This is a genomic window from Vibrio sp. S234-5 (assembly GCF_000960595.1).
GTDB lineage: Bacteria > Pseudomonadota > Gammaproteobacteria > Enterobacterales > Vibrionaceae > Vibrio.
On sequence record NZ_JZAM01000114.1, the window covers coordinates 62,861 to 88,403 of the forward strand.

The 25,543-nt window shown below is 49.4% G+C and carries 22 protein-coding genes and 1 pseudogene; 7 read left to right on the forward strand and 16 right to left on the reverse strand.

The features are described 5' to 3' along the window. Positions 1 to 113: 113 nt before the first annotated feature. A complete protein-coding gene (locus tag UF06_RS04235; RefSeq protein WP_045569323.1) occupies positions 114 to 1,754 on the forward strand; it encodes a methyl-accepting chemotaxis protein in 1,641 nt (546 codons plus the stop codon). Between the two features lie 32 nt (positions 1,755 to 1,786). Here the strand turns inward: UF06_RS04235 and zntR are convergent, their stop codons facing one another. Further along, the gene (gene zntR, locus UF06_RS04240) at positions 1,787 to 2,185 is read right to left on the reverse strand and encodes a Zn(2+)-responsive transcriptional regulator (protein ID WP_045569324.1); all 399 of its coding nucleotides are present in this window, start codon (positions 2,183 to 2,185) and stop codon (positions 1,787 to 1,789) included. A 57-nt stretch (positions 2,186 to 2,242) separates the two neighbouring features. Beyond that, positions 2,243 to 2,470 carry a hypothetical protein gene (locus UF06_RS26750; RefSeq protein ID WP_171816696.1) on the reverse strand — a complete coding sequence of 76 codons (228 nt, stop codon included), beginning with the start codon at positions 2,468 to 2,470 and terminating at the stop codon, positions 2,243 to 2,245. Between UF06_RS26750 and purH the strand changes: the two genes are divergently transcribed. Both purH and purD read left to right on the forward strand, forming a co-directional pair. Further along, positions 2,469 to 4,061 (forward strand): bifunctional phosphoribosylaminoimidazolecarboxamide formyltransferase/IMP cyclohydrolase, encoded by a 1,593-nt coding sequence (gene purH, locus UF06_RS04250; RefSeq protein WP_045569325.1) that lies wholly within the window; start codon positions 2,469 to 2,471, stop codon positions 4,059 to 4,061. The two genes, UF06_RS26750 and purH, sit on opposite strands and share 2 nt — an antisense overlap. Positions 4,062 to 4,118: 57 nt before the next feature. Then, positions 4,119 to 5,405, forward strand: a complete 1,287-nt coding sequence (gene purD, locus UF06_RS04255) for a phosphoribosylamine--glycine ligase (RefSeq protein ID WP_045569326.1) — start codon at positions 4,119 to 4,121, stop codon at positions 5,403 to 5,405. A gap of 48 nt (positions 5,406 to 5,453) precedes the next feature. Here purD and UF06_RS04260 read toward each other — a convergent pair whose 3' ends face one another. Both UF06_RS04260 and hupA read right to left on the reverse strand, forming a co-directional pair. After that, complete coding sequence (locus tag UF06_RS04260; RefSeq protein ID WP_045569327.1) at positions 5,454 to 6,155, reverse strand: DUF1481 domain-containing protein; 702 nt, start codon at positions 6,153 to 6,155, stop codon at positions 5,454 to 5,456. Positions 6,156 to 6,204: 49 nt separating this feature from the next. Continuing rightward, complete coding sequence (gene hupA, locus UF06_RS04265) at positions 6,205 to 6,477, reverse strand: nucleoid-associated protein HU-alpha (RefSeq protein ID WP_045569328.1); 273 nt, start codon at positions 6,475 to 6,477, stop codon at positions 6,205 to 6,207. Positions 6,478 to 6,740: 263 nt separating this feature from the next. Between hupA and UF06_RS04270 the strand changes: the two genes are divergently transcribed. Further along, positions 6,741 to 7,832, forward strand: coding sequence for a hemolysin family protein (locus UF06_RS04270; RefSeq protein ID WP_045569329.1), 1,092 nt, complete (start codon positions 6,741 to 6,743; stop codon positions 7,830 to 7,832). Between the two features lie 45 nt (positions 7,833 to 7,877). Here UF06_RS04270 and UF06_RS04275 read toward each other — a convergent pair whose 3' ends face one another. Beyond that, positions 7,878 to 8,465, reverse strand: coding sequence for a DUF416 family protein (locus tag UF06_RS04275; protein ID WP_045569330.1), 588 nt, complete (start codon positions 8,463 to 8,465; stop codon positions 7,878 to 7,880). 65 nt (positions 8,466 to 8,530) lie between these two features. Between UF06_RS04275 and UF06_RS04280 the strand changes: the two genes are divergently transcribed. Both UF06_RS04280 and UF06_RS04285 read left to right on the forward strand, forming a co-directional pair. Continuing rightward, positions 8,531 to 9,457, forward strand: coding sequence for a D-2-hydroxyacid dehydrogenase (locus UF06_RS04280; RefSeq protein WP_045569331.1), 927 nt, complete (start codon positions 8,531 to 8,533; stop codon positions 9,455 to 9,457). Between the two features lie 3 nt (positions 9,458 to 9,460). Beyond that, positions 9,461 to 10,033: a uracil-DNA glycosylase family protein gene (locus UF06_RS04285; protein WP_045569332.1), complete on the forward strand. Its 573-nt coding sequence runs from the start codon at positions 9,461 to 9,463 to the stop codon at positions 10,031 to 10,033. A 111-nt stretch (positions 10,034 to 10,144) separates the two neighbouring features. Here UF06_RS04285 and hemE read toward each other — a convergent pair whose 3' ends face one another. Both hemE and nudC read right to left on the reverse strand, forming a co-directional pair. Then, positions 10,145 to 11,212: a uroporphyrinogen decarboxylase gene (gene hemE / locus UF06_RS04290; protein ID WP_039431507.1), complete on the reverse strand. Its 1,068-nt coding sequence runs from the start codon at positions 11,210 to 11,212 to the stop codon at positions 10,145 to 10,147. 417 nt (positions 11,213 to 11,629) lie between these two features. Beyond that, positions 11,630 to 12,415, reverse strand: coding sequence for an NAD(+) diphosphatase (nudC, locus tag UF06_RS04295; protein WP_045569333.1), 786 nt, complete (start codon positions 12,413 to 12,415; stop codon positions 11,630 to 11,632). 193 nt (positions 12,416 to 12,608) lie between these two features. Between nudC and UF06_RS04300 the strand changes: the two genes are divergently transcribed. Continuing rightward, positions 12,609 to 13,103 carry an Rsd/AlgQ family anti-sigma factor gene (locus UF06_RS04300; RefSeq protein ID WP_045569334.1) on the forward strand — a complete coding sequence of 165 codons (495 nt, stop codon included), beginning with the start codon at positions 12,609 to 12,611 and terminating at the stop codon, positions 13,101 to 13,103. Positions 13,104 to 13,190: 87 nt separating this feature from the next. Here UF06_RS04300 and rpoC read toward each other — a convergent pair whose 3' ends face one another. The 9 genes and pseudogenes from rpoC to tuf all read right to left on the reverse strand — a co-directional run. Next, a complete protein-coding gene (rpoC, locus tag UF06_RS04305; protein WP_045569335.1) occupies positions 13,191 to 17,393 on the reverse strand; it encodes a DNA-directed RNA polymerase subunit beta' in 4,203 nt (1,400 codons plus the stop codon). A gap of 73 nt (positions 17,394 to 17,466) precedes the next feature. Further along, positions 17,467 to 21,495 carry a DNA-directed RNA polymerase subunit beta gene (gene rpoB / locus UF06_RS04310; RefSeq protein ID WP_045569336.1) on the reverse strand — a complete coding sequence of 1,343 codons (4,029 nt, stop codon included), beginning with the start codon at positions 21,493 to 21,495 and terminating at the stop codon, positions 17,467 to 17,469. Between the two features lie 250 nt (positions 21,496 to 21,745). Next, complete coding sequence (rplL, locus tag UF06_RS04315) at positions 21,746 to 22,111, reverse strand: 50S ribosomal protein L7/L12 (protein WP_045569337.1); 366 nt, start codon at positions 22,109 to 22,111, stop codon at positions 21,746 to 21,748. 60 nt (positions 22,112 to 22,171) lie between these two features. Beyond that, positions 22,172 to 22,660 (reverse strand): 50S ribosomal protein L10, encoded by a 489-nt coding sequence (rplJ, locus tag UF06_RS04320; RefSeq protein ID WP_039431520.1) that lies wholly within the window; start codon positions 22,658 to 22,660, stop codon positions 22,172 to 22,174. Between the two features lie 291 nt (positions 22,661 to 22,951). Continuing rightward, positions 22,952 to 23,653 (reverse strand): 50S ribosomal protein L1, encoded by a 702-nt coding sequence (rplA, locus tag UF06_RS04325; RefSeq protein WP_045569338.1) that lies wholly within the window; start codon positions 23,651 to 23,653, stop codon positions 22,952 to 22,954. Positions 23,654 to 23,657: 4 nt separating this feature from the next. Beyond that, positions 23,658 to 24,086, reverse strand: coding sequence for a 50S ribosomal protein L11 (rplK, locus tag UF06_RS04330; protein WP_011079197.1), 429 nt, complete (start codon positions 24,084 to 24,086; stop codon positions 23,658 to 23,660). Between the two features lie 145 nt (positions 24,087 to 24,231). After that, entirely contained in the window at positions 24,232 to 24,780 is a 549-nt protein-coding gene (gene nusG, locus UF06_RS04335; RefSeq protein WP_045569339.1) for a transcription termination/antitermination protein NusG, read from the reverse strand. A 13-nt stretch (positions 24,781 to 24,793) separates the two neighbouring features. Beyond that, complete coding sequence (gene secE / locus UF06_RS04340) at positions 24,794 to 25,174, reverse strand: preprotein translocase subunit SecE (RefSeq protein WP_039431528.1); 381 nt, start codon at positions 25,172 to 25,174, stop codon at positions 24,794 to 24,796. 226 nt (positions 25,175 to 25,400) lie between these two features. Further along, positions 25,401 to 25,543: pseudogene (gene tuf / locus UF06_RS23675) on the reverse strand (elongation factor Tu); the annotation flags it as partial.

Below are 25,543 nucleotides of genomic sequence, written 5' to 3' on the forward strand. Positions count from 1 at the left end.
CTTGGGTCAAATCTCTCCTTTAGTCGCATATACGAAGCCGTTATCACTTTGTTACATTCTAAAGTGAATAAAAATCAAATTATAAAAATATCCACCATCAAGGAGTGATCGCTATGGTCAGTTTCGGCTTGCGTATATTAAACATCAAGCAGCGGCTTTACTTGCTGACTTTGGTTATTTCAACGCTACTTTTAATCCCTTTTGGAGCGTTGCTTTATGACTATCAAGGCGATTTACTCGAAGCTAAACAGGTCAAGACCCGTCATCTGGTCGAATCTGCCACCAGCGTGCTGGCCCATTTTCAGCAGTTGGAAAGCGCAGGTGTACTTTCTCGCAGCGAAGCGCAGACCCAAGCCAAACAAGCCATCAGTGCGTTGCGTTATGAGAAATCTGATTATTTTTGGATTAATAACGAAAAACCAGCCATGGTGATGCATCCAATCAAGCCTCAATTAGATGGCCAAGATCTCAGCACCTTCAAGGACCCGACGGGCAAGGCGCTATTTGTTGAGATGGTATCAGTGGTCAAACAATCCGGTGCAGGCTTTGTCTACTACATGTGGCCAAAGCCGGGCTCTGAGGTGGATGTGGAAAAGCTCTCTTATGTCAGTGAGTTTAAACCGTGGGGCTGGATTATTGGCACAGGGGTATACATTGACGATGTGCAGGCGCTCATCTGGCAGCGGGCGCAATCATCGCTGTTTAAACTGGCAATCGCTTTTGCCCTGATGCTGCTGCTCTCGGGGCTGATTGGCAATAGCATCACCGCGCCTTGCCGCGCGACCAAAGAGGCGCTGGCCGAGATAGCCAAAGGCGACGGCGACCTCACCAAGCAGTTACCCGTTGAAGGACGTGATGAACTCACGCAAATAGCCCAAGAGTTTAATGAATTTACTGGCAAGATCCGCCAAATCGTACACAACATTACTCCGGTGACTCAAGACGTGACGGGTTCTGCCAGCGAACTGACTCAAGTTGCTCAGCACGCGCTGCAGAAAGCGACCATGCAGCAGCGCTCTGTGGATTCGGTCGCTGATGCGATGAAGCAGTTGCAGGCCAGTAACACTGGCGTTGCCGAGTCGGCGCAAGAAGCGGCGCTGGCCGCGCAAAATGCCAGCCAAAAGGGTAAAGAAGGCAGTAATGTGATTAGCAAAGCATCTGACTATATGAACGCCTTATCGTCAACGGTGACACAAACTGAGCAAAACGTGCAAGATTTAGCCAATGAAACGCAAAAAGTTGGCGCTGTACTGGAAGTGATTCGCGGCGTGGCAGAGCAAACCAATCTGCTCGCGCTCAACGCGGCCATTGAGGCGGCTCGAGCAGGCGACCAGGGACGCGGCTTCGCCGTGGTTGCCGACGAAGTGCGCACCTTGGCTACGCGCACCAGCCACAGCACGGATGAAATCCAGCAGATCATCGCCAATTTGCAGCAAAGGGCCAGTGAGGTGTGTAAATCGATGGAACAGACGCAGCGCCAATCACAAGAAACGCAGTTGCAAGCAAGCCAAGCGCAAACCGCACTGCATGAAATTGATCAGCAGATCGCCACCATCCTAGAGCTTAATCGACACATCGCTCAATCGAGCGTAGAACAATCCCACACCACCAACCAAATCAGCGACAGTCTTAGCCAAATCGCCGAGCATAGTGACCAAGCGGCCGCACAAGCCAACCAAGTTGCCGCGGCCAGCGAGCAGTTAATGGCGAGTGGCCATCGGCTACAACAAAGCGTCGCTGCTTTTCGTGCCTAAAAAGCAGATAAAGCCGCTCCTTGATGAGCGGCTTACTCCAACGCAGCCAAAATCGAGCAGTGGCTGGCATCGTCATCCGTATGACCACAACAGGCATCGTTGATTTTCTTCAACGCCTGACGAATTTGGCTTAACTGGGCGATTTTCTCATCGATCAGCGCCAACTTGGCAGAAGTGATCGCTTTCACCTCAGCGCAGCTGTGTTCTGTCGCTTCGAGCTTGATCTCCAACAACTCTTTGATCTCTTCCAAACTCAAGCCCAGCGCTTTCGCTTTGAGAATAAAACCGACCTGTTTTTGGTTCTCTTCGCTGTAGAGACGATAGCCAGACTCACTGCGTCCAGCAGGCAAAATCAGTTGGTTTTTTTCATAAAAACGCAGCGTATCCGTACTCACGCCGCACCGTTTTGCCAACTCACCGATTTGAAACATAACTCTCCTTATTAACTCACTCGTTACTTTTGTCGTCTAAGCAGGCGCTTTTTGCAATTATTTTTGAGATGCCAAACGATTGCGCGAGCTTTTTTGTAATAAATTGGTTAGAATACGCGCCACCAAATGAGGGAGACTGTTTTCTCGATGAAAACAGCAGCAAAGGTCTTTACCAAAACTGGCCAATCTTTTATCTGCAGAGTTTTTCGCTCTGGCGATAAGAACAAGTTCATTTTTGGCAAATATCTTTAGTTTAACTCCGTGAATTTGAGGAAATGGAAGCATGAACAACGCTCGTCCTATTCGCCGCGCTCTGATTAGCGTATCAGACAAAACCGGTATTGTTGAGTTTGCACAAGCACTGGCACAACGTGGTGTTGATATTCTGTCGACCGGTGGCACCGCTCGCTTACTGGCAGAAAAAGGCATCGCTGTCACCGAAGTCTCTGACTACACCGGTTTTCCAGAGATGATGGATGGTCGTGTTAAAACCCTTCACCCAAAAGTTCACGGTGGTGTCCTTGGTCGCCGCGGTCAAGACGATGACGTCATGGCGAAACACGGCATCAAGCCAATCGACATCGTCGTGGTTAACCTCTACCCCTTTGCACAAACGGTCGCGAAAGAAGGCTGTACACTGGCTGACGCAGTAGAGAATATCGACATTGGCGGACCAACCATGGTTCGTTCGGCGGCGAAAAACCACAAAGATGTGACCATCGTGGTCAACGCGCACGATTACGATCGCGTGATTGCCGAGATGGACGCCAACGACAACTCTCTGACGCTCGAAACCCGCTTCGACCTCGCGATTGCAGCCTTTGAGCACACAGCCGCTTACGATGGCATGATCGCCAACTACTTCGGCACTATGGTTGCTTCTTACGGAGAGAACAAGGAAGGCGATGAAGAGAGCAAATTCCCTCGCACCTTCAACCAACAGTTCATCAAGAAACAAGACATGCGCTACGGCGAAAACAGCCACCAAGCAGCGGCGTTTTACGTGGAAGCCAACCCAGAAGAAGCGTCTGTGGCGACGGCTCGCCAAATCCAGGGCAAAGCACTGTCTTACAACAACATCGCCGACACCGACGCGGCCCTTGAGTGTGTGAAAGAGTTTAGCGAGCCTGCTTGTGTGATCGTCAAACACGCTAACCCATGCGGCGTCGCACTCGGTAAAGACATCCTTGAAGCGTACAACCGCGCTTACCAAACTGACCCAACCTCCGCATTCGGCGGCATCATCGCCTTCAACCAAGAGCTCGATACAGAAACGGCGAGCGCTATCGTTGAGCGCCAATTCGTTGAAGTGATCATTGCTCCTTCCGTTTCTGCACAAGCAATCGAAGTGGTGGCTGCGAAGAAAAACGTTCGTCTGCTTGAGTGCGGCGAATGGTCAAGCAAGACCACGGGCTTTGATGTGAAACGCGTTAACGGCGGCCTGCTGGTACAAGACCGTGACCAAGGCATGGTCAGCCTAGATGACGTTAAAGTGGTGTCAAAACGCCAACCCACAGAAGAAGAGCTGAAAGATGCCCTGTTCTGCTGGAAAGTCGCCAAGTACGTAAAATCAAACGCGATTGTCTACGCCAAAGGTGACATGACCATCGGTGTGGGCGCTGGCCAAATGAGCCGCGTGTATTCAGCGAAAATTGCCGGTATCAAAGCGGCAGACGAAGGCCTTGAAGTGGCTGGCAGCGTCATGGCATCAGACGCTTTCTTCCCCTTCCGCGATGGCATTGATGCCGCGGCCGAAGCTGGCATCAAGTGTGTGATTCAGCCTGGTGGTTCGATGCGTGATGAGGAAGTGATTGCTGCCGCTGACGAACACGGCATGGCGATGATCTTCACGGGTATGCGCCACTTCCGCCACTAATTTCTATCAGAGGTGCCCACCAAGGCACCTCTTTTCGCAAGATTTGAGGATGATGAGATGAATGTATTGATTATTGGCTCAGGTGGTCGTGAACATGCGCTGGGCTGGAAAGTGGCACAAAATCCCAATGTCACCACGGTGTTTGTTGCACCGGGAAATGCGGGAACAGCACTGGAGCCTAAGTTAGAAAACGTCAATATCGCTGTCGAAGACATCGAAGGCTTAGTCGCGTTTGCTCAAGAGAAAGCGATTGAACTCACCATCGTGGGTCCTGAAGTACCACTGGTACTGGGGGTGGTTGATGCGTTTCGTGAAGCAAGTCTGCCTATTTTTGGCCCAACGCAAGCCGCGGCGCAGCTTGAAGGTTCAAAAGCCTTTACCAAGGATTTCTTGGCACGCCATCAAATCCCTACCGCTGCCTACGCCAACTTTACGGAAATCGAACCCGCGCTGGCTTACGTCCGTGAACAAGGCGCACCAATCGTCGTGAAAGCCGATGGCCTTGCCGCAGGCAAAGGGGTGATTGTCGCCATGAGCCTGCAAGAAGCCGAAGACGCGATTCAAGACATGCTGGCAGGCAACGCTTTTGGTGAAGCGGGCAGCCGCGTGGTGATCGAAGAGTTCCTTGATGGCGAAGAAGCCAGCTTTATCGTCATGGTGGATGGCGAAAACGTCCTGCCAATGGCCACCAGCCAAGACCACAAACGCGTCGGCGATCAAGACACAGGTCCAAACACTGGCGGTATGGGCGCGTACTCGCCAGCGCCAGTGGTCACACCAGAGATTCATGACCGGGTTATGCAGGAAGTGATCTATCCAACCGTGCGTGGTATGGCCGCGGAAGGCAACCCATACACCGGCTTCCTCTATGCGGGTTTGATGATCGACAAAGATGGCACACCCAAGGTGATCGAGTACAACTGCCGTTTTGGTGATCCAGAAACGCAGCCAATCATGATGCGCATGCAATCGGATCTGGTTGAACTTTGTCTGGCCGCGATCGAGCAGAAACTCGACCAAGTTGAATCAAAATGGGACCCGCGCGCTTCTATCGGTATCGTCCTCGCTGCGGGCGGTTACCCGGGCGATTATGCCAAAGGCGATGTCATTTCAGGCCTACCGACAGACGAAGTCGAAGGGCAGAAAGTGTTCCACGCCGGCACCACCGACAAAGAGGGCCATGTGGTGACCAATGGTGGCCGCGTATTGTGTGCCACTGCCTTAGGTCACAGTGTCTTTGAAGCGCAGCAACGCGCTTATGCACTGGCCAAACAGATCAGCTGGGATGGCATGTTCCATCGCAACGATATCGGTTATCGTGCGATTGCTCGCGAACAGCAGTAACCGATGAGCTAGACAAATAGACAAAAGGCGCTGAATCAGCGCCTTTTTTTATTTTTGTTCGTCTTCAATCAGCACGGGGCGGGTGACACAATCTCGGTCGTCTTCATCTAACAACAGTAACGTGTCGACTTCCAAACGCTTGGACGATTTTTTCCCGAGGAAGGCAACATAGCTATCGACGCTCGCCAAACGGCTAATCACAAACCCAGGCAACGTTTGGTTAAACTCAAGCGTAGAAAACTCTTCACCCGTACAGGTTTCAAAGGTTTCGCCATCCCAGTAACCTTGGATCAATTCCAAACCATCACGCGACTGCTGCTTGCTTTTTTTCACCAGCACATCGGCTTCCGACTGATAACGTTGCAGTTGATCCGCTTGAATCGGCAGCACCTTGCTGTTGAGGCGAAATTGTTGGTACACCGCTTCGCCATCAACGTTGAAACGAACGTGGATTCGATAAGGCACCAAGCCCAGCTTGCTATCCCGCTGTTCACCTTGTCGAATCAACTCTCTGAGCATACCTTCATCCCAGCGATACTCACTTTGATACCAGCCATATTCACCCACTAAGACAAAATCGGACGCTTTTTGTGGCCCGGAAAGTTTTTCGGTCACCCAATAAAAACTGGTCGCGTCGCCCATCATCTGTCCACCGGTGAATTCGGTAAACTGCTCAAGGGTAGTTCGGGAGGAAGAAGAACAGCCAGCCAGCAGAACGCAAGCGGCACAAGTAAGGAGTAATTTTTTCATCTTATGTTAAAGAATGGCACCGAAGAGGGTTCCTCGGCGCCTCACTGAATTAGTTTACTGATTCTTTCAGTGCTTTGCCTGCAACGAACGCTGGCACGTTTGCTGCTGCGATTTGGATCTCAGCACCCGTTTTTGGGTTACGGCCAGTGCGCGCAGCACGGTGGTTCACTTTGAATGTACCAAAACCAATTAGTTGAACCTGGTCACCCTCTTTCAGAGCGCCTTCTACGCCTGCCAGAGTAGCTTCAAGAGCAGCTTTTGCTTGTGCTTTAGATAGATCTGCTTTCTCTGCGATAAAGTCGATTAATTGGGTCTTGTTCATTAGGTTTCCCTTCTCATAGGTTATCGAATTGGTCTCACTCTAAAGCATAAAGGCCCCATCTGGCAAAGGTTTGTCGCGTTTCTTTCGCTCTAGTGAATTACTTTTAGCCACATTCTGAGTAATAACTCACAAATTGTTACGGATTGATAGCAGAATTCCCTTGGTTTTCCTCTGGGAAGCACCTATTTATAAGGGGTGAATAGGGATCTTGACGTATACTCTCCCTCGTGTCACAACACTCTGTTTTTCTATCAAGGGCAATCATGCTACTGCTTACTATCTACATCTCTATCGCTATCGGTATTTCCTTTATCTGTTCAGTATTGGAGGCGGTGTTACTGAGTATCAGCCCGAGCTATATCGCACAGTTGAAACAGCAGGCGCACCCTGCTGCAGAGCAATTGGCTAAGCTTAAAGCGGATATCGACCGTCCGCTGGCCTCGATCCTCACCCTCAATACCATCGCGCATACCATCGGCGCGGCAACCGCAGGCGCACAGGCCGCCGTGGTGTTTGGCAGTGAGTGGCTTGGCGTGTTTTCCGGCGTGCTGACGTTGGGTATTTTGGTGCTGTCGGAAATCGTGCCCAAAACTATCGGTGCGACTTACTGGCGACAGCTCGCCCCGAGCGCGGCGGCCACACTGCGCTGGATGGTGTGGGCACTCACGCCATTTGTGTGGTTCTCTGAACAGATCACTAAAAGGTTGGCGCGCAATCACGAGATGCCAAAAATGCGTGATGAGCTGTCGGCTATGGCGATCCTCGCGCGTGAAAGTGGCGAGTTTGCGGAAGGTGAGTCGAAGATCCTCAGTAACTTACTAGGCATTCAGAACGTGGCCGTGACGCAGGTGATGACACCTCGCCCGGTGGTATTTCGTGTCGAAGCGACCACCACGATTAATGAGTTTCTTGCCGAACATAGAGAGACCCCCTTCTCTCGCCCGCTGGTATACAGCGAGCAGAAAGACAACATCATCGGTTTTGTGCACCGTTTGGAGCTGTTTAAACTGCAACAAGCAGGGCATGGTGAGAAGCAGTTGGGCGCGGTGATGCGACCCATTCACGTGATTCTCAACAATATGCCACTGCCGAAAGTGTTTGACCAAATGATGGCAAAACGTCTGCAACTGGCCATCGTGGTGGATGAATACGGTACGGTGCAAGGCCTAGTGACACTGGAAGATATTTTCGAGTACTTACTTGGTGAGGAGATCATCGACGAAGCGGACAAAAGCAGCGACATGCAGCAGTTGGCGTATCAGCGCTGGGAGCGCTGGAAAACCAAACACGGCATGATTGAAAGCCGCGATGATGAAGACGAAGAGATCAACCTCGAAAAAATCAAATCGCGTTAAGCAGACAGCAAAAAGGCTCCGATGGAGCCTTTTTTACTTTTCCGCTTACAGTTCGATGCCGATGTTGCTCACAGGCTCGTCTCTGAGCTCTTGGCGTAAATCTTTGATCAGATCGATATCGCGCTCTTGTGCTTCACGCAACGGACGGAAAATCGCCCACTGCACATCCCACTCGGCACAAACTGCTTCATTGGCTTTCTGATTGTCATTGGTGATCGGCTCACTGCCTTGCGCTTGCTCTAAATCCGCCACGGTTTGCACCGACTGCTGGCTAATTTTGATCATCGAATCGAACAGATAGTCGCGATCCAACAAACCATGCAACAAAGTGGATAATGCCTGACACGCATCCATCGCCGGATAAACAACATAAAGATCAAACTCTTCAGCGCTAGGGAACAACTCTTCCAACTTCTCAAGTTGACGCTCAAAATTCACTTTGGCATTTTTCACCGTGAGAATTTCCCATACACTATCTAAAATGTTGCGATAGTTGCGGGGCTCAGCAAAACCAGTGTTGTCACAAAACATGGCGTAGTTGGGGTACATTCGTTCACACAAACACACCATAAAGGTGATTTGTTGCCAAGGTTCCAGTTTTTCTAAACGAACCTGAAGTGGATTTTGTAGCATAGTCACTCAATCATTGCGGAAAAAGACAGCGGAAGTGTACTTGATTCGCCAACGGGAAAAAAGTTATGCATCATTCAGAGCACAAGATTTTCATCCTCACTGAAGAGAACCAGAGCTATCACGACCTGCTCTTGAGCCACTCCCTCCCTGAACTGACGATCACCCAAGACCCTGCCGAGGCGGATATCGTGTTAGCCGCCCCGCCGAAAGTCGCCGATAAGCTCGATCAGTTCCCCAAATTACAATGGCTGCAATCCACCTATGCTGGGGTCAACGCACTGATGCCATCCGGCCTGCGTCGTGACTACACGCTTACCAATGTGCGTGGCATTTTTGGTCCGCTGATCGCGGAATATGTGCTGGGTTATAGCATTGCTCACTGGCGCCACTTGCCGCTCTACGCGCAACAGCAGCAGCAACGCCAGTGGCAACCGCACCTCTACACCTCTTTGCAAGGCAAACGGGTGGTCATTTTGGGCACAGGCAGCATTGGTAACCATCTTGCACACGTCTGCTCTGCGATGAGGCTGCACACCATGGGCATAAACCGCACCGGCATTCCACCGACGGGCAGCCATTTTCATCAGACCTATCACATCAATGAATTGGCCGCAGCATTAACGCAAGCAGACATGGTCGTCAACACGCTGCCTAGCACCGAGCAGACAAAACAGTTACTCAACCAAGCCAGTTTGAGCCACTGCCGCCAAGTCTTGCTGTTTAACGTTGGCCGTGGTGATGTATTGGATAATGCGGCACTGCTGCTGGCACTCAAGAACCGTTGGATTGAGCACGCCTTTTTGGATGTGTTTGAGCAAGAACCGCTGCCAAGCGATCATCCATTTTGGGGGTTAAAACAAATCACCATCACACCACACATTGCAGCCTTGAGTTTTGCAGAGCAAGTGGTAGAGATTTTTTCCGAGAATTACCAACGCTGGATTGAAGGCTACCCACTCAACTACCAAGTCAGCTTCGCCAAGGGCTATTAAGTTTTGGCTCTCGATACTTTATTAAGGCAGATCCGAGCCTGTCAGATTTGTGCAAATGAGCTGTCTTTGGGCGCGAACCCGGTCGTACAAGCTCACTCAGAGGCGAAGATTTTGATCATCGGACAGGCGCCCGGGACCAAAGTGCATCAAACCTCCATACCTTGGAACGATGCCAGCGGCAATCGTTTAAGAGAGTGGCTCGACCTCGACAAAACCACTTTTTATGATCCCAAACAGGTGGCCATTATACCAATGGGGTTTTGCTATCCCGGTCGCGGGCTATCGGGCGATCTTCCGCCACGGAAAGAATGCGCGCCTCTATGGCATGAGGCGCTGCTCAAGCACTTACCCAATATTGAACTGACGCTACTGATTGGCCAGTACGCGCAAAACTACTATTTAGCGGACAAACCCAAAACGCTGACAGAAACGGTTCAACGCTGGCAAGACTGGCTGCCCACCTATCTGCCGCTACCGCATCCGTCACCAAGAAACACCTTGTGGCTGCGCAATAACCCTTGGTTTGAAGAGCAAACCGTGGCCTATATCCGCCAACGCGTACACCAGCTGCTGTGATACAAACGTCTGGTTAAAGAGCTTTAGGCTCATGGCAAACCCAAAACCCTTGCAAGCCCAATCACTGAGCATAAAAAAACCAGCCGAGGCTGGTTTTTTCACATCATCACGTTATTGATGGTAAGGCTTGGAGAGCTCATGCACGGCGTCAACAAACACGCCTGCGTTTTCTGGCGGCACATCGAGATGAATGCCGTGCCCTAAGTTAAATACATGCCCAGTTCCACCTTGGCCAAATCCTTCAAGAATGGTCGCCACTTCTTCACGGATACGATCATGTGGCGCATACAACATGGATGGGTCCATGTTACCTTGCAAGGCCACTTTATCCCCCACGCGCGCTTTGGCATCGGCAATGTTGATGGTCCAGTCAAGACCCACAGCGTCACAACCTGTTGCGGCTATTTGCTCCAACCACATGCCGCCGTTCTTAGTAAACAGGGTGACCGGCACTCGGCGACCGTCATTTTCACGTATCAGCCCATCAACGATTTTATGCATGTACTGCAGCGAGAACAGGTTGTAGTCACGCGGAGTCAACACACCACCCCAAGTGTCAAACACCATCACCGATTGAGCGCCAGCTTTGATCTGTGCATTGAGGTATTCGATAACGCTATCGGCGAGTTTATCGAGCAGCAGGTGCAGCGTTTGCGGCTCGGCGTACATCATCTTTTTGATCTTAGTGAAGGCTTTCGAGCTGCCCCCTTCAACCATGTAGGTTGCCAGTGTCCACGGGCTGCCTGAGAAACCGATCAACGGCACTTCGCCTTGCAGATCTTTGCGGATTTGACGCACGGCGTTCATGACATATTGCAGTTCACCTTCTGGATCAGGCAGACCTATCTTATCCACGTCCGCTTTGCAGGTGATCGGTTTATCGAATACCGGGCCTTCGCCCGCCGAGAAACGTAAACCCAGCCCCATGGCATCTGGAATGGTCAAAATGTCCGAGAAAAGAATGGCCGCATCAAGAGGAAAACGGCGCAGCGGCTGGAGTGTCACTTCTGAGGCCAACTCAGCGTTGCGGCATAAAGACATAAAATCGCCAGCTTGAGCACGAGTCGCGCGATACTCAGGTAAATAGCGACCAGCCTGACGCATCATCCATACTGGGGTGCAATCCACTGGCTGCTTGAGCAAAGCACGTAGATAGCGGTCATTTTTTAATTCAGTCATTCCGTCTTTCCAGTTGTTAGGCTTTCTTATAAGGGCGACATTCTATCACTGATTTGAGAGAAAAAGCGGCATGCTTTGCGTCCTAGATCAAGTTATTAACGTTTAAATCAATGCTTAGTTTGCACCCAACCAGTAACAGTGTTAAAAATTTGTTCGCTAGCGAAAACTACAATTATAAACCGAGCACTCAGTGCTTGGCATCTCATAACGACATCTTACTTACCCCCTCCCTCTCGGAGGGTTTTTTTTATTTAATTTCAATAAATTAAATTCTTACATCCTTGCCAGAAATGGCAAATAGGCCGCCACTTGATCGTCTTTGATTAGGCGATTTTTGCACCGCATCGGCATACTCGCAGAAAAAAACCAAGCTAACGTTGGCGTAATACCCTTCACACCGATTGGAGTTTTCGGCCATCAGATGTCAGCGGCTATATCGAGCAGTGTTTGTTCGATTAAGGCTCTGGCAATCGTGCCAACAGGCGCGACTTCAGGCATAGTGTCTAGTCCAAACCACTGGGCATCACTGAGCTCGGAGTAGTCCGGCTTTATCTCACCACCAGCATAATCAGCGAGAAAAGCCATCATCATACTTGAAGGAAATGCCCAGGGCTGGCTACCAAAGTAACGGATATTAGTCACATCAATCCCGGTCTCTTCTTTCACTTCTCGTGCCACACACTGCTCTAAGGTTTCACCCACTTCAAGGAAACCAGCAATCACAGTGTACATACCATTACGATGTCTTGGATGTTGTGCCAGCAGAATCTCCTGTTGCTTGCGCACCGCGACAATAATGCAGGGAAAAATGCGTGGATAGTGCAAAGTACGACAATCGGCACATTGCATCGCTAACTGATTGTGATTGAGATGGGTACGCCCGCCACACTGCGGACAAAAGCGGAGACTTTGCGTCATGTGGCCGTATTGCATGGCTTTACTCATCAGCAGAAACAAGGCTTCATCGAAGTGAAGGCATTCACGCAATGAGATCATCGGCAAACTCAGTTCGAGCTCTGCTTCATTGAGCCACATGACGTCATGCCCTTGATACGTCCCTACTTTTATTGCCTTATCACTGTCGAGCGCAAACTGGCTGGCTAAGCCAAAAGGTAGAGCCCCATCTACTAGCCAAACTTCGCTGCCCGATACTACACACCAGTAGCATACCCGGTTCTGTTTATTGTCGATGTCAGATAACATTCTCGATCCTCACTGCTTGCAGTTCGTTCATTTTACTGGCAATCTAAATTCATACCAGAGTTTGTTATCACATTGACATCTGGATATAAATTCTAGTAAGGACAATAAGTTGCATCTTCGAGATTGCTATGAAGACTGTGGCTTTACTAGGCAAAGGAAAAAATCACAGGTTCGGTGATCAGATCATGAGGGCATGGTCATGCTAAAAAAATTCAAACAAACGCAAGAACAATGGGGCGGCTCCAGTGAAGTGATTGATCACTGGTTAGAGACCAGACAATCGCTGATTGTGGAGTATTGCAAGCTTGCGGCTTTGCAGCCTTGTACCAGCAAAACGAATGTACTCGAACTCCCAACTCCCGACGAACTGCAGCATTTCTGCCAAGAACTGGTGGATTACATCTCTGAAGGTCATTTTAAAGTCTACGATATGGTGATGAACAAGTGGCGTGCCACCGGCTTTGAAATTACAGAAGAGATCCATGACACTTATGCTCGCATCGTGCTGACCACCGATCCACTGCTCAACTTTACTGATCAATACGCCAGTGTCGACGAAGAAGATACGCTAGACCGATTTGACAAAGATCTCTCTCGCTTGGGTGAAATACTGGAAATGCGTTTTGAAGTTGAAGATCAACTGATCCAGCTCATCGCTGACAGCCTCTCAGTCCCGCCTGGGGCTTGAAGTACAGCCAACGAAAAAACGATTGATTGAACGGTAAAAGCAGCAACAAAAAAGGCACCCGAAGGTGCCTTTTTGATTTCTCAACGATTAATCGTCTGAAGAGAAGCCTGCGTTTAGCAGTGCTGCAAGGTTATCAGTTGCTTGTGCAGCCGATGGACCTTCCTGCGCTTGCGCACGTTTCGCTTGGCGCTCTTGGTGGTACGCAAAACCAGTACCAGCCGGGATCAGACGGCCAACGATTACGTTCTCTTTCAGACCACGCAGATCATCACGCTTACCAGAAACTGCCGCTTCTGTTAGTACGCGAGTGGTTTCTTGGAACGATGCCGCTGAGATAAACGACTCAGTAGCAAGAGATGCTTTGGTAATACCTAGCAGCTCACGCTCGAAACGCGCTTGCTCTTTGCCTTCCGCTTCTAGATTGCGGTTAGCAATCTTCACTTGCGCGTATTCTACTGTCTCACCTGGTAGGAACTCAGAGTCACCAGCATGAGTAATAGTACACTTACGAAGCATCTGACGAACGATGGTTTCGATGTGCTTGTCGTTAATCTTAACGCCTTGCAAACGGTAAACTTCCTGAACTTCATTGGCGATGTACTGCGTCACAGCGTGGATGCCACGTAGACGCAGGATATCGTGTGGCGCTTCTGGACCATCAGCGATAACATCGCCACGTTCCACACGCTCACCTTCAAATACGTTCAGCTGACGGTGCTTAGGAATCATCTCTTCATACGTATCACCACCCTCACGAGTAATGATCAAGCGACGCTTACCTTTGGTTTCTTTACCGTAGCTTACTGTACCTGTGTGTTCAGCAAGAATTGCTGGCTCTTTTGGTCGACGCGCTTCGAACAAGTCAGCAACGCGCGGTAGACCACCGGTGATGTCCTTGTTACCGCCCGATTTCTGAGGAATACGAGCGAGCGTGTCACCGATACCCACTTCGGTGCCATCTTCAATGTTGACGATCGCTTTACCAGGCAGGAAGTACTGCGCCGGCATATCGGTACCCGGGATCACCACATCTTTGCCTTTCTCGTCGACAAGTTTGATCGCTGGACGCATATCTTTACCTGCCGCTGGACGAGCCGCCGCATCGGTCACTTCGCTTGAAGATAGACCAGTCAGATCATCGGTTTGACGTGAAACAGTCACACCATCAATCATGTCAACGAATTGAACACGACCTGCCACTTCAGTGATGATTGGCATGGTGTGCGCTTCCCAGTTCGCGACCGTTTCACCAGCCGTTACTGCATCGCCATCCGCTTTGTTCAGTGTCGAACCGTAAGGCAGTTTGTGTTTCTCTTTGGTACGGCCGAACTCATCCATAATGGTCAGTTCAGATGCACGCGAAGTGATAACCAGTTTGCCCGCTTTGTTCACAACGAACTTCGCATTGTTCAGCTTCACAGAGCCGTTGTTCTTCACTTGGATGCTGTTTTCCGCTGCCGCTGTCGATGCCGCACCACCGATGTGGAACGTACGCATCGTTAGCTGTGTACCCGGTTCACCGATAGACTGAGCGGCGATAACGCCGACGGCTTCGCCTTGGTTCACTAGGTGACCACGCGCTAGGTCACGGCCGTAACACAGTGCACAACAACCGTAGTCTGAATCACAGGTTACCACTGAACGTACTTTGATCTTATCAACTGAGTTTTCGTTGATGATCTGGCACCATTTCTCATCCAACAGCGTATTGCGTGGGATCAGAACTTCTTCTGTGCCTGGCTTAACGATGTCTTCTGCCACCACACGGCCAAGAGCAAGTTCAGTTAGCGCAACTTTAACGTCACCACCCTCGATGTGCGGCATCATTTCAATGCCTTCTGGGGTGCCACAGTCGTGTTCGTAAACCACCACGTCTTGTGCAACGTCAACGAGACGACGAGTTAGGTAACCCGAGTTCGCTGTTTTCAGTGCCGTATCCGCCAGACCCTTACGAGCACCGTGCGTTGAGATAAAGTACTGAAGTACGTTCAGACCTTCTTTAAAGTTTGCCGTGATTGGCGTTTCGATGATTGAACCATCTGGACGCGCCATCAGACCACGCATACCCGCTAGCTGACGAATCTGAGCTGCAGAACCACGAGCGCCCGAGTCCGCCATCATGTAGATGCTGTTGAATGACTCTTGTTGCTCTTCTTCACCATCACGGTTGATGACCGTTTCAGAAGAAAGGTTCTCCATCATCGCTTTCGCAACGCGATCGTTGGTCGATGCCCAAATATCGATCACTTTGTTGTAGCGTTCGCCTGCCGTTACCAGACCAGATTGGTACTGTTCTTGGATTTCGCGTACTTCTTCTTCCGCTTCTGCGATTTCAGTGTACTTAGCAGGTGGCACAACCATATCGTCGATACCAACTGATACGCCAGACAGTGCTGCGTAAGCAAAACCGGTGTACATGATTTGGTCAGCGAAGATTACTGTGTCTTTCAGACCGAGCTTACGGTATGCCTCGTTAAGTAGGTTAGAAATCTGCTTCTTACCTAGCTTTTGGTTAACGATGCTGAACGGTAGGCCTTTCGGTACGATTTGCCACAACATGGCACGGCCGATAGTGGTATCCACCATCTTGGTTTCTGTTGTGCTGTGACCATCTTCGTCTACCACAGTCTCTGTGATACGAACTTTAACGCGCGCATGCAGTGCCGCTGTCTTAGTGCGGTATGCTTTTTCCGCTTCAGCAGGACCGGCTAGGTACATGCCTTCGCCTTTCGCGTTGATCATTTCACGAGTCATGTAGTACAGACCCAATACCACGTCCTGAGAAGGTACGATGATAGGGTCGCCTGACGCTGGCGACAGAATGTTGTTTGTCGACATCATCAGAGTACGAGCTTCAAGCTGTGCCTCTAGCGTTAGAGGTACGTGAACCGCCATTTGGTCACCGTCGAAGTCCGCGTTGTACGCCGCACACACAAGTGGGTGTAGCTGAATCGCTTTACCTTCGATCAGCACTGGTTCGAACGCTTGGATACCAAGACGGTGAAGTGTTGGTGCACGGTTAAGTAGCACTGGGTGTTCACGGATCACTTCGTCTAGGATATCCCAAACCACCGCTTCTTCACGCTCAACCATCTTCTTCGCTGCTTTGATTGTCGTCGCTAGGCCACGAGTCTCAAGCTTGCTGTAGATGAATGGTTTGAATAGCTCAAGTGCCATCTTCTTAGGAAGACCACACTGATGCAGACGCAGGTATGGACCTACTGTGATTACAGAACGGCCAGAGTAGTCTACACGTTTACCTAGTAGGTTCTGACGGAAACGACCCTGTTTACCCTTGATCATATCAGCAAGAGATTTCAGAGGACGCTTGTTCGAACCTGTGATCGCGCGACCGCGACGACCGTTGTCTAGTAGCGCATCAACAGACTCTTGCAGCATACGTTTTTCGTTACGTACGATGATGTCCGGAGCAGCGAGCTCTAGAAGACGCTTCAAACGGTTGTTACGGTTGATCACACGACGGTATAGATCGTTCAGATCAGACGTGGCAAAACGGCCGCCATCTAGCGGTACTAGAGGACGAAGATCCGGCGGCAGAACTGGAAGAACGGTGAGGATCATCCACTCTGGGTTGTTGCCAGATTGCACGAACGCTTCTACTAGCTTCAGGCGCTTAGTTAGCTTCTTACGCTTAGTTTCAGAGTTAGTGGTATCGAGCTCTTCGCGCATCTGCTCAGCTTCGGCGTGCAGATCCATCGAACCTAGTAGGTCCTTGATCGCTTCCGCACCCATCTTAGCCGTGAACTCGTCGCCCCACTCTTCTAGGCGATCCAGATACTCTTCTTCCGTCAGCATTTGACCTTTTTCAAGATCCGTCATGCCCGGTTCAGTCACTACGTACATTTCGAAGTACAGAACGCGTTCGATATCACGTAGTGGGATATCCATCAGCAGACCGATACGAGACGGTAGTGATTTCAGGAACCAGATGTGAGCCACTGGAGAAGCTAGCTCGATGTGGCCCATACGGTCACGACGAACTTTAGTTTGCGTAACTTCAACGCCACACTTCTCACAGATCACGCCACGGTGCTTGAGACGCTTATATTTGCCACAAAGACACTCGTAGTCTTTTACCGGGCCAAAGATACGCGCACAGAACAGACCATCGCGCTCAGGTTTGAACGTACGATAGTTGATCGTTTCAGGTTTTTTCACTTCACCAAAAGACCATGAACGAATCATGTCTGGTGAAGACAGACCGATTTTGATTGCATCAAATTCTTCGGTCTTATGCTGTGCTTTCAGAAAGTTTAATAAGTCTTTCACAATCAGCTCCTGTAAGGAGTTAAAAGTAGCCTGCCTCTCGACAGACTACTTTCTACCAAATAACCCGGAAGGATTACTCTTCGTCTTCTAGCTCGATGTTGATACCCAGCGAGCGGATCTCTTTCAACAGTACGTTGAACGATTCTGGCATGCCAGGTTCCATCGCGTGGTTACCATCTACGATGTTCTTATACATCTTAGTACGGCCGTTCACGTCGTCCGACTTAACGGTTAGCATTTCTTGTAGCGTGTAAGCCGCACCGTATGCTTCCAGTGCCCATACTTCCATCTCACCGAAACGCTGACCACCGAACTGAGCTTTACCACCCAGTGGCTGCTGAGTGACTAGGCTGTACGAACCCGTTGAACGAGCGTGCATCTTGTCATCAACCAAGTGGTTAAGTTTCAGCATGTACATGTAGCCGACAGTAACCGGACGCTCAAATGCATCACCGGTACGGCCATCAAACAGTGTAAGCTGACCAGACTCAGGTAGATCCGCCAGTTTTAGAAGCTCTTTAATTGACTTCTCAGACGCACCATCAAAGACCGGAGTCGCGATCGGTAGACCGCCACGTAGGTTGTGAACCAGAGTACGAACTTCATCATCAGACAGAGAAGCAATGTCTACTTTCTGGCGAGTTTCGCCTAGGTCGTAAACTTTTTGCAGGAATTCGCGGAATTTCGCCAGTTCTTGCTGCTCTTTAACCATCTGGTTGATCTTGTCGCCGATACCTTTCGCAGCCAGACCTAAGTGAACTTCTAGGATCTGACCGATGTTCATACGCGAAGGTACACCCAGTGGGTTCAGTACGATATCAACTGGCTGACCGTTTTCATCGTATGGCATGTCTTCAACAGGGTTGATCTTCGAGATTACACCCTTGTTACCGTGACGACCCGCCATCTTATCACCAGGCTGGATACGACGTTTCACCGCGAGGTAAACTTTCACGATCTTCAGTACGCCAGGCGCTAGGTCATCACCTTGAGTGATCTTACGACGCTTGGTTTCAAACTTCTTATCGAAGTCTGCTTTCAGCTCATCGTACTGCTCTGCAAGTTGCTCAAGCTGAGTTTGCAGTGCGTCATCTTCCAGAGTCAGCTCTAGCCATTTCTTACGTTCAGTACCGTCAAGTTTCGCTTCAGAGTAACCGCCAGAAAGAAGCACGGCTTTCACACGGTTTAGAAGACCGCCTTCCAGAATTTGGAACTCTTCTGTTAGGTCTTTCTTCGCTTCTTTCAACTGCATGTGTTCAATTTCAAGCGCACGCTTATCTTTCTCTACGCCATCGCGAGTGAAGACTTGAACATCAATGATGGTACCTGAAACTGAGTTTGGTACACGCAGTGAAGTATCTTTAACGTCAGACGCTTTTTCACCGAAGATAGCGCGTAGCAGCTTCTCTTCAGGAGTGAGCTGAGTTTCACCTTTCGGCGTCACTTTACCCACAAGGATGTCACCACCCTTCACTTCTGCACCGATATAAACGATACCTGACTCGTCCAGTTTAGACAGAGCCGATTCACCGACGTTTGGAATATCCGCTGTGATCTCTTCAGAACCCAGCTTAGTATCACGCGCCACACAAGTCAGTTCTTGAATGTGGATAGTCGTGAAACGGTCTTCTTGAACAACGCGCTCGGAGACTAAGATCGAGTCTTCGAAGTTGTAACCGTTCCAAGGCATGAACGCGATACGCATGTTCTGACCAAGTGCAAGCTCACCAAGATCGGTCGAAGGACCGTCAGCAAGCACATCACCACGCAGTACTGGCTCACCCGGCATCACACATGGACGCTGGTTGATACAGGTGTTTTGGTTAGAACGGGTATATTTGGTTAGGTTGTAGATATCGATACCCGCTTCGCCAGGGATCAATTCTTCTTCGTTAACCTTAACCACGATACGAGAAGCATCAACAGACTGGATAATACCGCCGCGTTTCGCCACCGCGGTTACACCAGAGTCCACTGCTACGTTACGCTCAATACCTGTACCAACCAAAGGCTTGTCTGCTTTCAGTGTTGGTACGGCCTGACGTTGCATGTTCGCACCCATCAAGGCACGGTTCGCATCGTCGTGTTCCAGGAATGGGATCAGCGATGCCGCGATCGATACCACCTGGTTAGTCGCAACGTCCATGTAGTCAACATGTTCGCGTGGGTGTAGACCCGATTCACCTTTCTGACGAGCGGTGATCAGTTCATCGGCGAAAGTACCTTCTTCCGTTAGCGCGGCGTTCGCCTGAGCGATAACGAATTGGCCTTCTTCGATAGCCGATAGGTAATCCACTTCGTCTGTCACGATCCCATCGATAACACGGCGGTATGGGGTTTCAAGGAAACCGTACTCGTTACAACGAGCAAACGCAGACAGCGAGTTGATAAGACCGATGTTCGGACCTTCAGGCGTTTCGATAGGACATAGACGGCCGTAGTGCGTTACGTGTACGTCTCGAACTTCAAAGCCAGCACGCTCACGAGTCAGACCGCCAGGACCCAAGGCAGAAATACGACGCTTGTGCGTGACTTCTGATAGTGGGTTGTTCTGGTCCATAAACTGAGACAGCTGAGAAGAGCCGAAGAACTCTTTCACTGCCGCAGAGATTGGCTTGGCATTGATCAAGTCTTGTGGCATTACCGCATCAAGGTCGCCTAGGCTTAGACGCTCTTTCACTGCACGCTCAACACGAACAAGGCCAACACGGAATTGGTTTTCGGCCATTTCGCCAACGCTACGGATACGACGGTTACCTAGGTGGTCGATATCGTCCACTTCACCGATGCCGTTGCGGATAGCGATAAGCTTTTTCATCACCTCGACGATATCAGTTTCGTCAAGAGTGCCTTGCTCTTGCGCGTCTTCACGACCAATAGAGCTGTTGAACTTCATGCGGCCAACAGTCGACAGGTCGTAACGCTCTTCAGAGAAGAACAGGCTTTCAAATAGGGCTTCTGCCGCTTCTTTCGTTGGTGGCTCACCAGGGCGCATCATGCGGTAGATTTCTACCAGTGCAGAAATACGATCAACAGTGCTGTCAATACGTAGGGTTTCTGACATGAATGGACCGTGGTCAAGATCGTTGGTAAACAGAACTTGCAACGACTTGTGACCTGCTTGCGACAGGTTAGCCAACGCTTCTAGGCTGATTTCTTGGTTCGCCGCAACAATGATCTCGCCAGTCGCTTCATTGATGTAATCTTTTGAAGAAACTTTGCCAACGATGTACTCAACAGGTACTTCGATGTGATCAACGCCATCTTTCTCTAGCTGGCGGATATGACGAGCCGTTACACGACGACCTTTTTCGATGTAAACGTTGCCGTTTGCTTCGATATCAAAAGAAGCCGTTTCACCACGTAGACGTTCTGGAACCAGTTCCATCATCAGCGTCTGATCTTTCACTTCGAAATTCACTTTTTCGAAGAACATGTCCAAGATCTCTGCGGTGGTCTTGCCCAGTGCACGAAGAATGATCGTTGACGGCAACTTACGACGGCGGTCGATACGCACGTACAGGTTGTCCTTAGGATCGAACTCAAAGTCAAGCCATGAACCACGGTAAGGAATGATGCGCGCGTTGTAGAGAACTTTACCTGAAGAGTGAGTCTTACCCTTATCGCTGTCGAAGAACACACCTGGGCTTCGGTGCAGCTGGGATACGATAACTCGCTCGGTACCGTTGATTACGAAGGTACCATTGTCCGTCATGAGTGGGATTTCACCCATGTAGACTTCTTGTTCTTTAATGTCTTTGACAGTACCTGCTGGTGCGTCTTTATCGAAGATCACCAGGCGCAATTTAACGCGCAGTGGTTTTGAATAAGTTACGCCACGAATTTGACATTCTTTAACATCAAAAACTGGCTCACCAAGACGGTAGCTAACGTATTGCAGCTCTGAATTACCGTTGTAACTCTGAATAGGGAATACAGAACGGAAAGCAGCCTCAAGACCGTATTGCCCCTCAGGATCCTGTTCGATAAATTTGTCGAACGAATCGAGCTGGATCGATAGCAGGTATGGAATGTCCAAAACTTGTGGACGAGTACCAAAGTCCTTACGGATGCGCTTTTTCTCGGTATAAGAGTAAACCATGGGGTTCCTCAGCTCGCTGATAAGTGACCCAAACTGTCCGCCCACACCTAGTTACTTAAGGGGGGTAAGGGACAGTGACTAAATGGCTGTTTACTGTAGTGACACTTCATTGCGATTGAATGAAATGTTTTTTGCATGGATATCAGGCGCTTAAACAGCGGGAAAATTCGCCTATACCCTACAGCGCAAAAAGGCCGGTGGTTATTAAACCACCAGCCAATAGCCGTTAGGCTAAGAAATTAAGTAGGAATTACTTAACTTCAACAGCTGCACCAGCTTCTTCAAGCTCTTTCTTCAGTGCTTCTGCTTCTTCTTTAGATACAGCTTCTTTAACAGATGCTGGAGCGCCGTCAACTAGAGCTTTCGCTTCTTTCAGGCCTAGACCAGTTGCGCCACGTACTGCTTTGATCACAGATACTTTGTTTGCGCCAGCAGAAGTTAGGATTACGTTGAATTCAGTTTGCTCTTCAACAGCTGCTGCTGCTGGGCCACCTGCTACAACTGCAGCTGCAGCAGTAACACCGAATTTTTCTTCCATTGCAGAGATCAGTTCAACAACTTGTGTTACAGACATTTCTGCGATAGCGTCTAGGATTTGCTCGTTAGTAATAGACATAACAATTCTCTTTTAAGTCAACAATAAGTTTATTAAGCAACCAGTAAAAAGCAATGCGAATTACGCAGCTTCTTTTTGATCGCGGACAGCAGCGATAGTACGTACCAGCTTGCCAGCAGAAGCTTCTTTCAGACACATCATCAGACGTGCGATTGCTTCGTCGTAAGTTGGTAGTGTTGCTAGTACTTCAGCGTCAGTTAGCGCGCCTTCAAATGCAGCAGCTTTGATCTCGAAGTTTTTGTTCTCTTTAGCGAAGTCTTTGAAAAGACGCGCTGCAGCACCTGGGTGCTCGTTAGAGAACGCGATTAGAGAAGGACCAGTAAAAGTCTCTGTTAGACACTCGTACTGAGTACCTTCAACCGCACGACGTGCTAGTGTGTTACGCACGACTTTCATGTAAACGCCCGCTTCACGAGCTTGTTTACGTAGAGAAGTCATTGCGCCAACTTCAACGCCACGAGAATCAGCTACAACTGCAGAAAGTGCACCAGCGGCTGCTTCGTTGACTTCAGCAACAATTGCTTTTTTGTCTTGAAGATTTAAAGCCATCTTGGATTAACTCCTGGTTGTTGTTACACCACTCACTATTATCACAACAGTGAGAGCTATTGAGGTGCTTTTCCCAGAAGAAAGGTAACTATTTACATAGAGCTTTCTGTCAGTTCGGGCACCATCTACGTAGGACAATTAAGTCTAACATTCGCTAGACACCTACGGTCTTGGACGGAGACTGGGTCTTAATTCAACCAAGTAAAAAATTACTTAAAGAACCAAGCTTCAGCCCCAACCACAAATATTAGGCGCAAAATTATACATAATTTTTGCGCCTAAGCAAATAGATTATGCTTGAGTGCTCAGGCTAGCCTGATCAACAGCAACACCAGCACCCATAGTGGTAGAGATGCTTACTTTCTTCAGGAAAGTACCTTTCGCTGAAGATGGCTTCGCTTTCTTCAGAGCCACTAGAAGTGCTTCTAGGTTCTCTTTGATCTGCTCTGCAGAGAAGTCAGCTTTACCGATAGTAGAGTGGATGATGCCGTTTTTGTCGTTACGGTAACGAACCTGACCTGCTTTCGCGTTCTTAACCGCTTCAGCAACGTTAGGCGTTACAGTACCCACTTTAGGGTTTGGCATTAGACCGCGAGGACCTAGGATAGTACCTAGTTGACCTACAACGCGCATTGCATCTGGAGAAGCAACCACTACGTCAAAGTCCATTACGCCTTTTTTCACTTGCTCAGCAAGATCTTCCATACCAACCAGATCTGCGCCAGCTGCTTTAGCGGCTTCAGCGTTTGCACCTTGTGCAAATACTGCAACGCGGATGTCACGGCCAGTACCGTGTGGAAGTACAGTTGCACCACGTACGTTTTGGTCAGATTTACGAGCGTCGATGCCTAGGTTAACAGCAACGTCTACAGACTCAACAAACTTAGCAGTAGCCAGTTCTTTCAGTAGAGCAACAGCTTCGTTGATGTCGTATTCACGAGTTGCATCAACTTTTTCGCGGATTACGCGCATGCGCTTAGTTAGTTTTGCCATGATATTAACCCTCTACCACTAGGCCCATTGAACGAGCAGTACCTGCGATAGAACGCTTCATCGCTTCGATGTCAGCACCAGTCATGTCAGCCGCTTTCGCTTCTGCAATTTCTTGGATTTGAGCGTCAGTTACAGTGCCCACTTTTTCAGTGTTTGGACGACCTGAACCAGACTTGATACCTGCTGCTTTCTTCAGAAGAACTGCTGCTGGAGAAGTCTTAGTTACGAACGTGAAAGAACGATCGCTGTATACAGTGATAACAACAGGAACAGGAAGACCTTTTTCCATTGATTCTGTTTTCGCGTTAAACGCTTTACAGAATTCCATGATGTTAACACCACGTTGACCTAGTGCAGGACCAACTGGTGGACTTGGGTTTGCCATACCAGCAGCAACTTGCAGCTTGATATAAGCTTCAACTTTCTTAGCCATGATAATACCTAAATATTTGGGTTCAGACGCTGATCGCCGATCAGCTCCCCGTGATTAACAATTCTCTCTACTTCACTTTGAAGTAAAAAGGCGCGAAATTATAGTCATAATTCGCGCCTCAGACAACCCTTAAAAAGGTGTTTTTTTAATCAAGCTTTTCCACTTGACCAAATTCAAGCTCAACCGGTGTCGCACGACCAAAAATCGACACAGAGACTTTTACGCGGCTCTTATCGTAATCCACTTCTTCAACCGTGCCGTTGAAGTCCGCAAACGGACCTTCGTTGACGCGAACCACTTCTCCCACTTCGTACATAGTTCGTGGGCGAGGTGCTTCGCTGGCTTTCTCGAGACGGTTAAGAATGGCGTCTGCCTCTTTATCAGTGATAGGAGCAGGACGATCGGAAGTGCCACCAATGAAGCCCATGACACGCGGCACACTGCGAACCAGGTGCCATGATTCATCATTCATAATCATCTGAACGAGGACGTAGCCCGGGAAGAACTTGCGCTCAGATTTGCGACGCTGACCAGCGCGCATTTCAACGACTTCTTCAGTCGGCACAAGAACTTCACCAAAGTGCTCTTCCATGCCATGCATTTTAATGTGCTCACGAAGAGACTGGGCGACACGGCCTTCAAATCCAGAGAAGGCTTGAACCACATACCAGCGTTTTTTAGGAGCTTCACTCATGAATTTAAACCCTCTATACTCCGGTTGCGAAAGCAATTAGACGAACCATAATTCCGTCAATGCCCCACAGTACCAGAGCCATTACAATACTTACGGCTAAAACGATCAAAGTAGTTTGCATGGTTTCCTGACGAGTCGGCCAAACCACCTTGCGAACTTCCATACGGGATTCGCGTGCAAAAGCGATCGCTTCTTTGCCTTTTGACGTTGTTGCAGCAACACCAAGCGCGGCAGCAATCAACACAATTACACCTGCAGCACGGACCACTACAGACATTTCACCATACAGGTAATTACCCACAACAGCGGCAGCAAGCAGTACGAAAGTGATTACCCACTTAAATGTATCCGCTGCACTTGAGCTATCAGGAGTTTCAGCATTATTTGCTTTCATAAAACCAACCTGTCACAAGTCTTACTATAGACGACAACGGCCCCGCTGTTGCAGGGCGAACACCATATCGCTGAATTCAAGCTCAGCGCACTCTTACGACCAAGCAACATTGCTCAATCACAATTCTTCACTCAAGATAACCCTGCCTAAGAAAGCAGCAAAGATTATATTGAGCGTAGAAAAAGGGCATCAAATGATGCCCTTTTTACTACTGGTTCGTCAAATCTTATTCAAAGATTTTCGCAACAACACCAGCACCTACTGTACGGCCGCCTTCACGGATCGCGAAACGTAGACCTTCGTCCATCGCGATTGGTGCGATCAACTCAACAATCATCTTGATGTTGTCGCCTGGCATTACCATTTCTA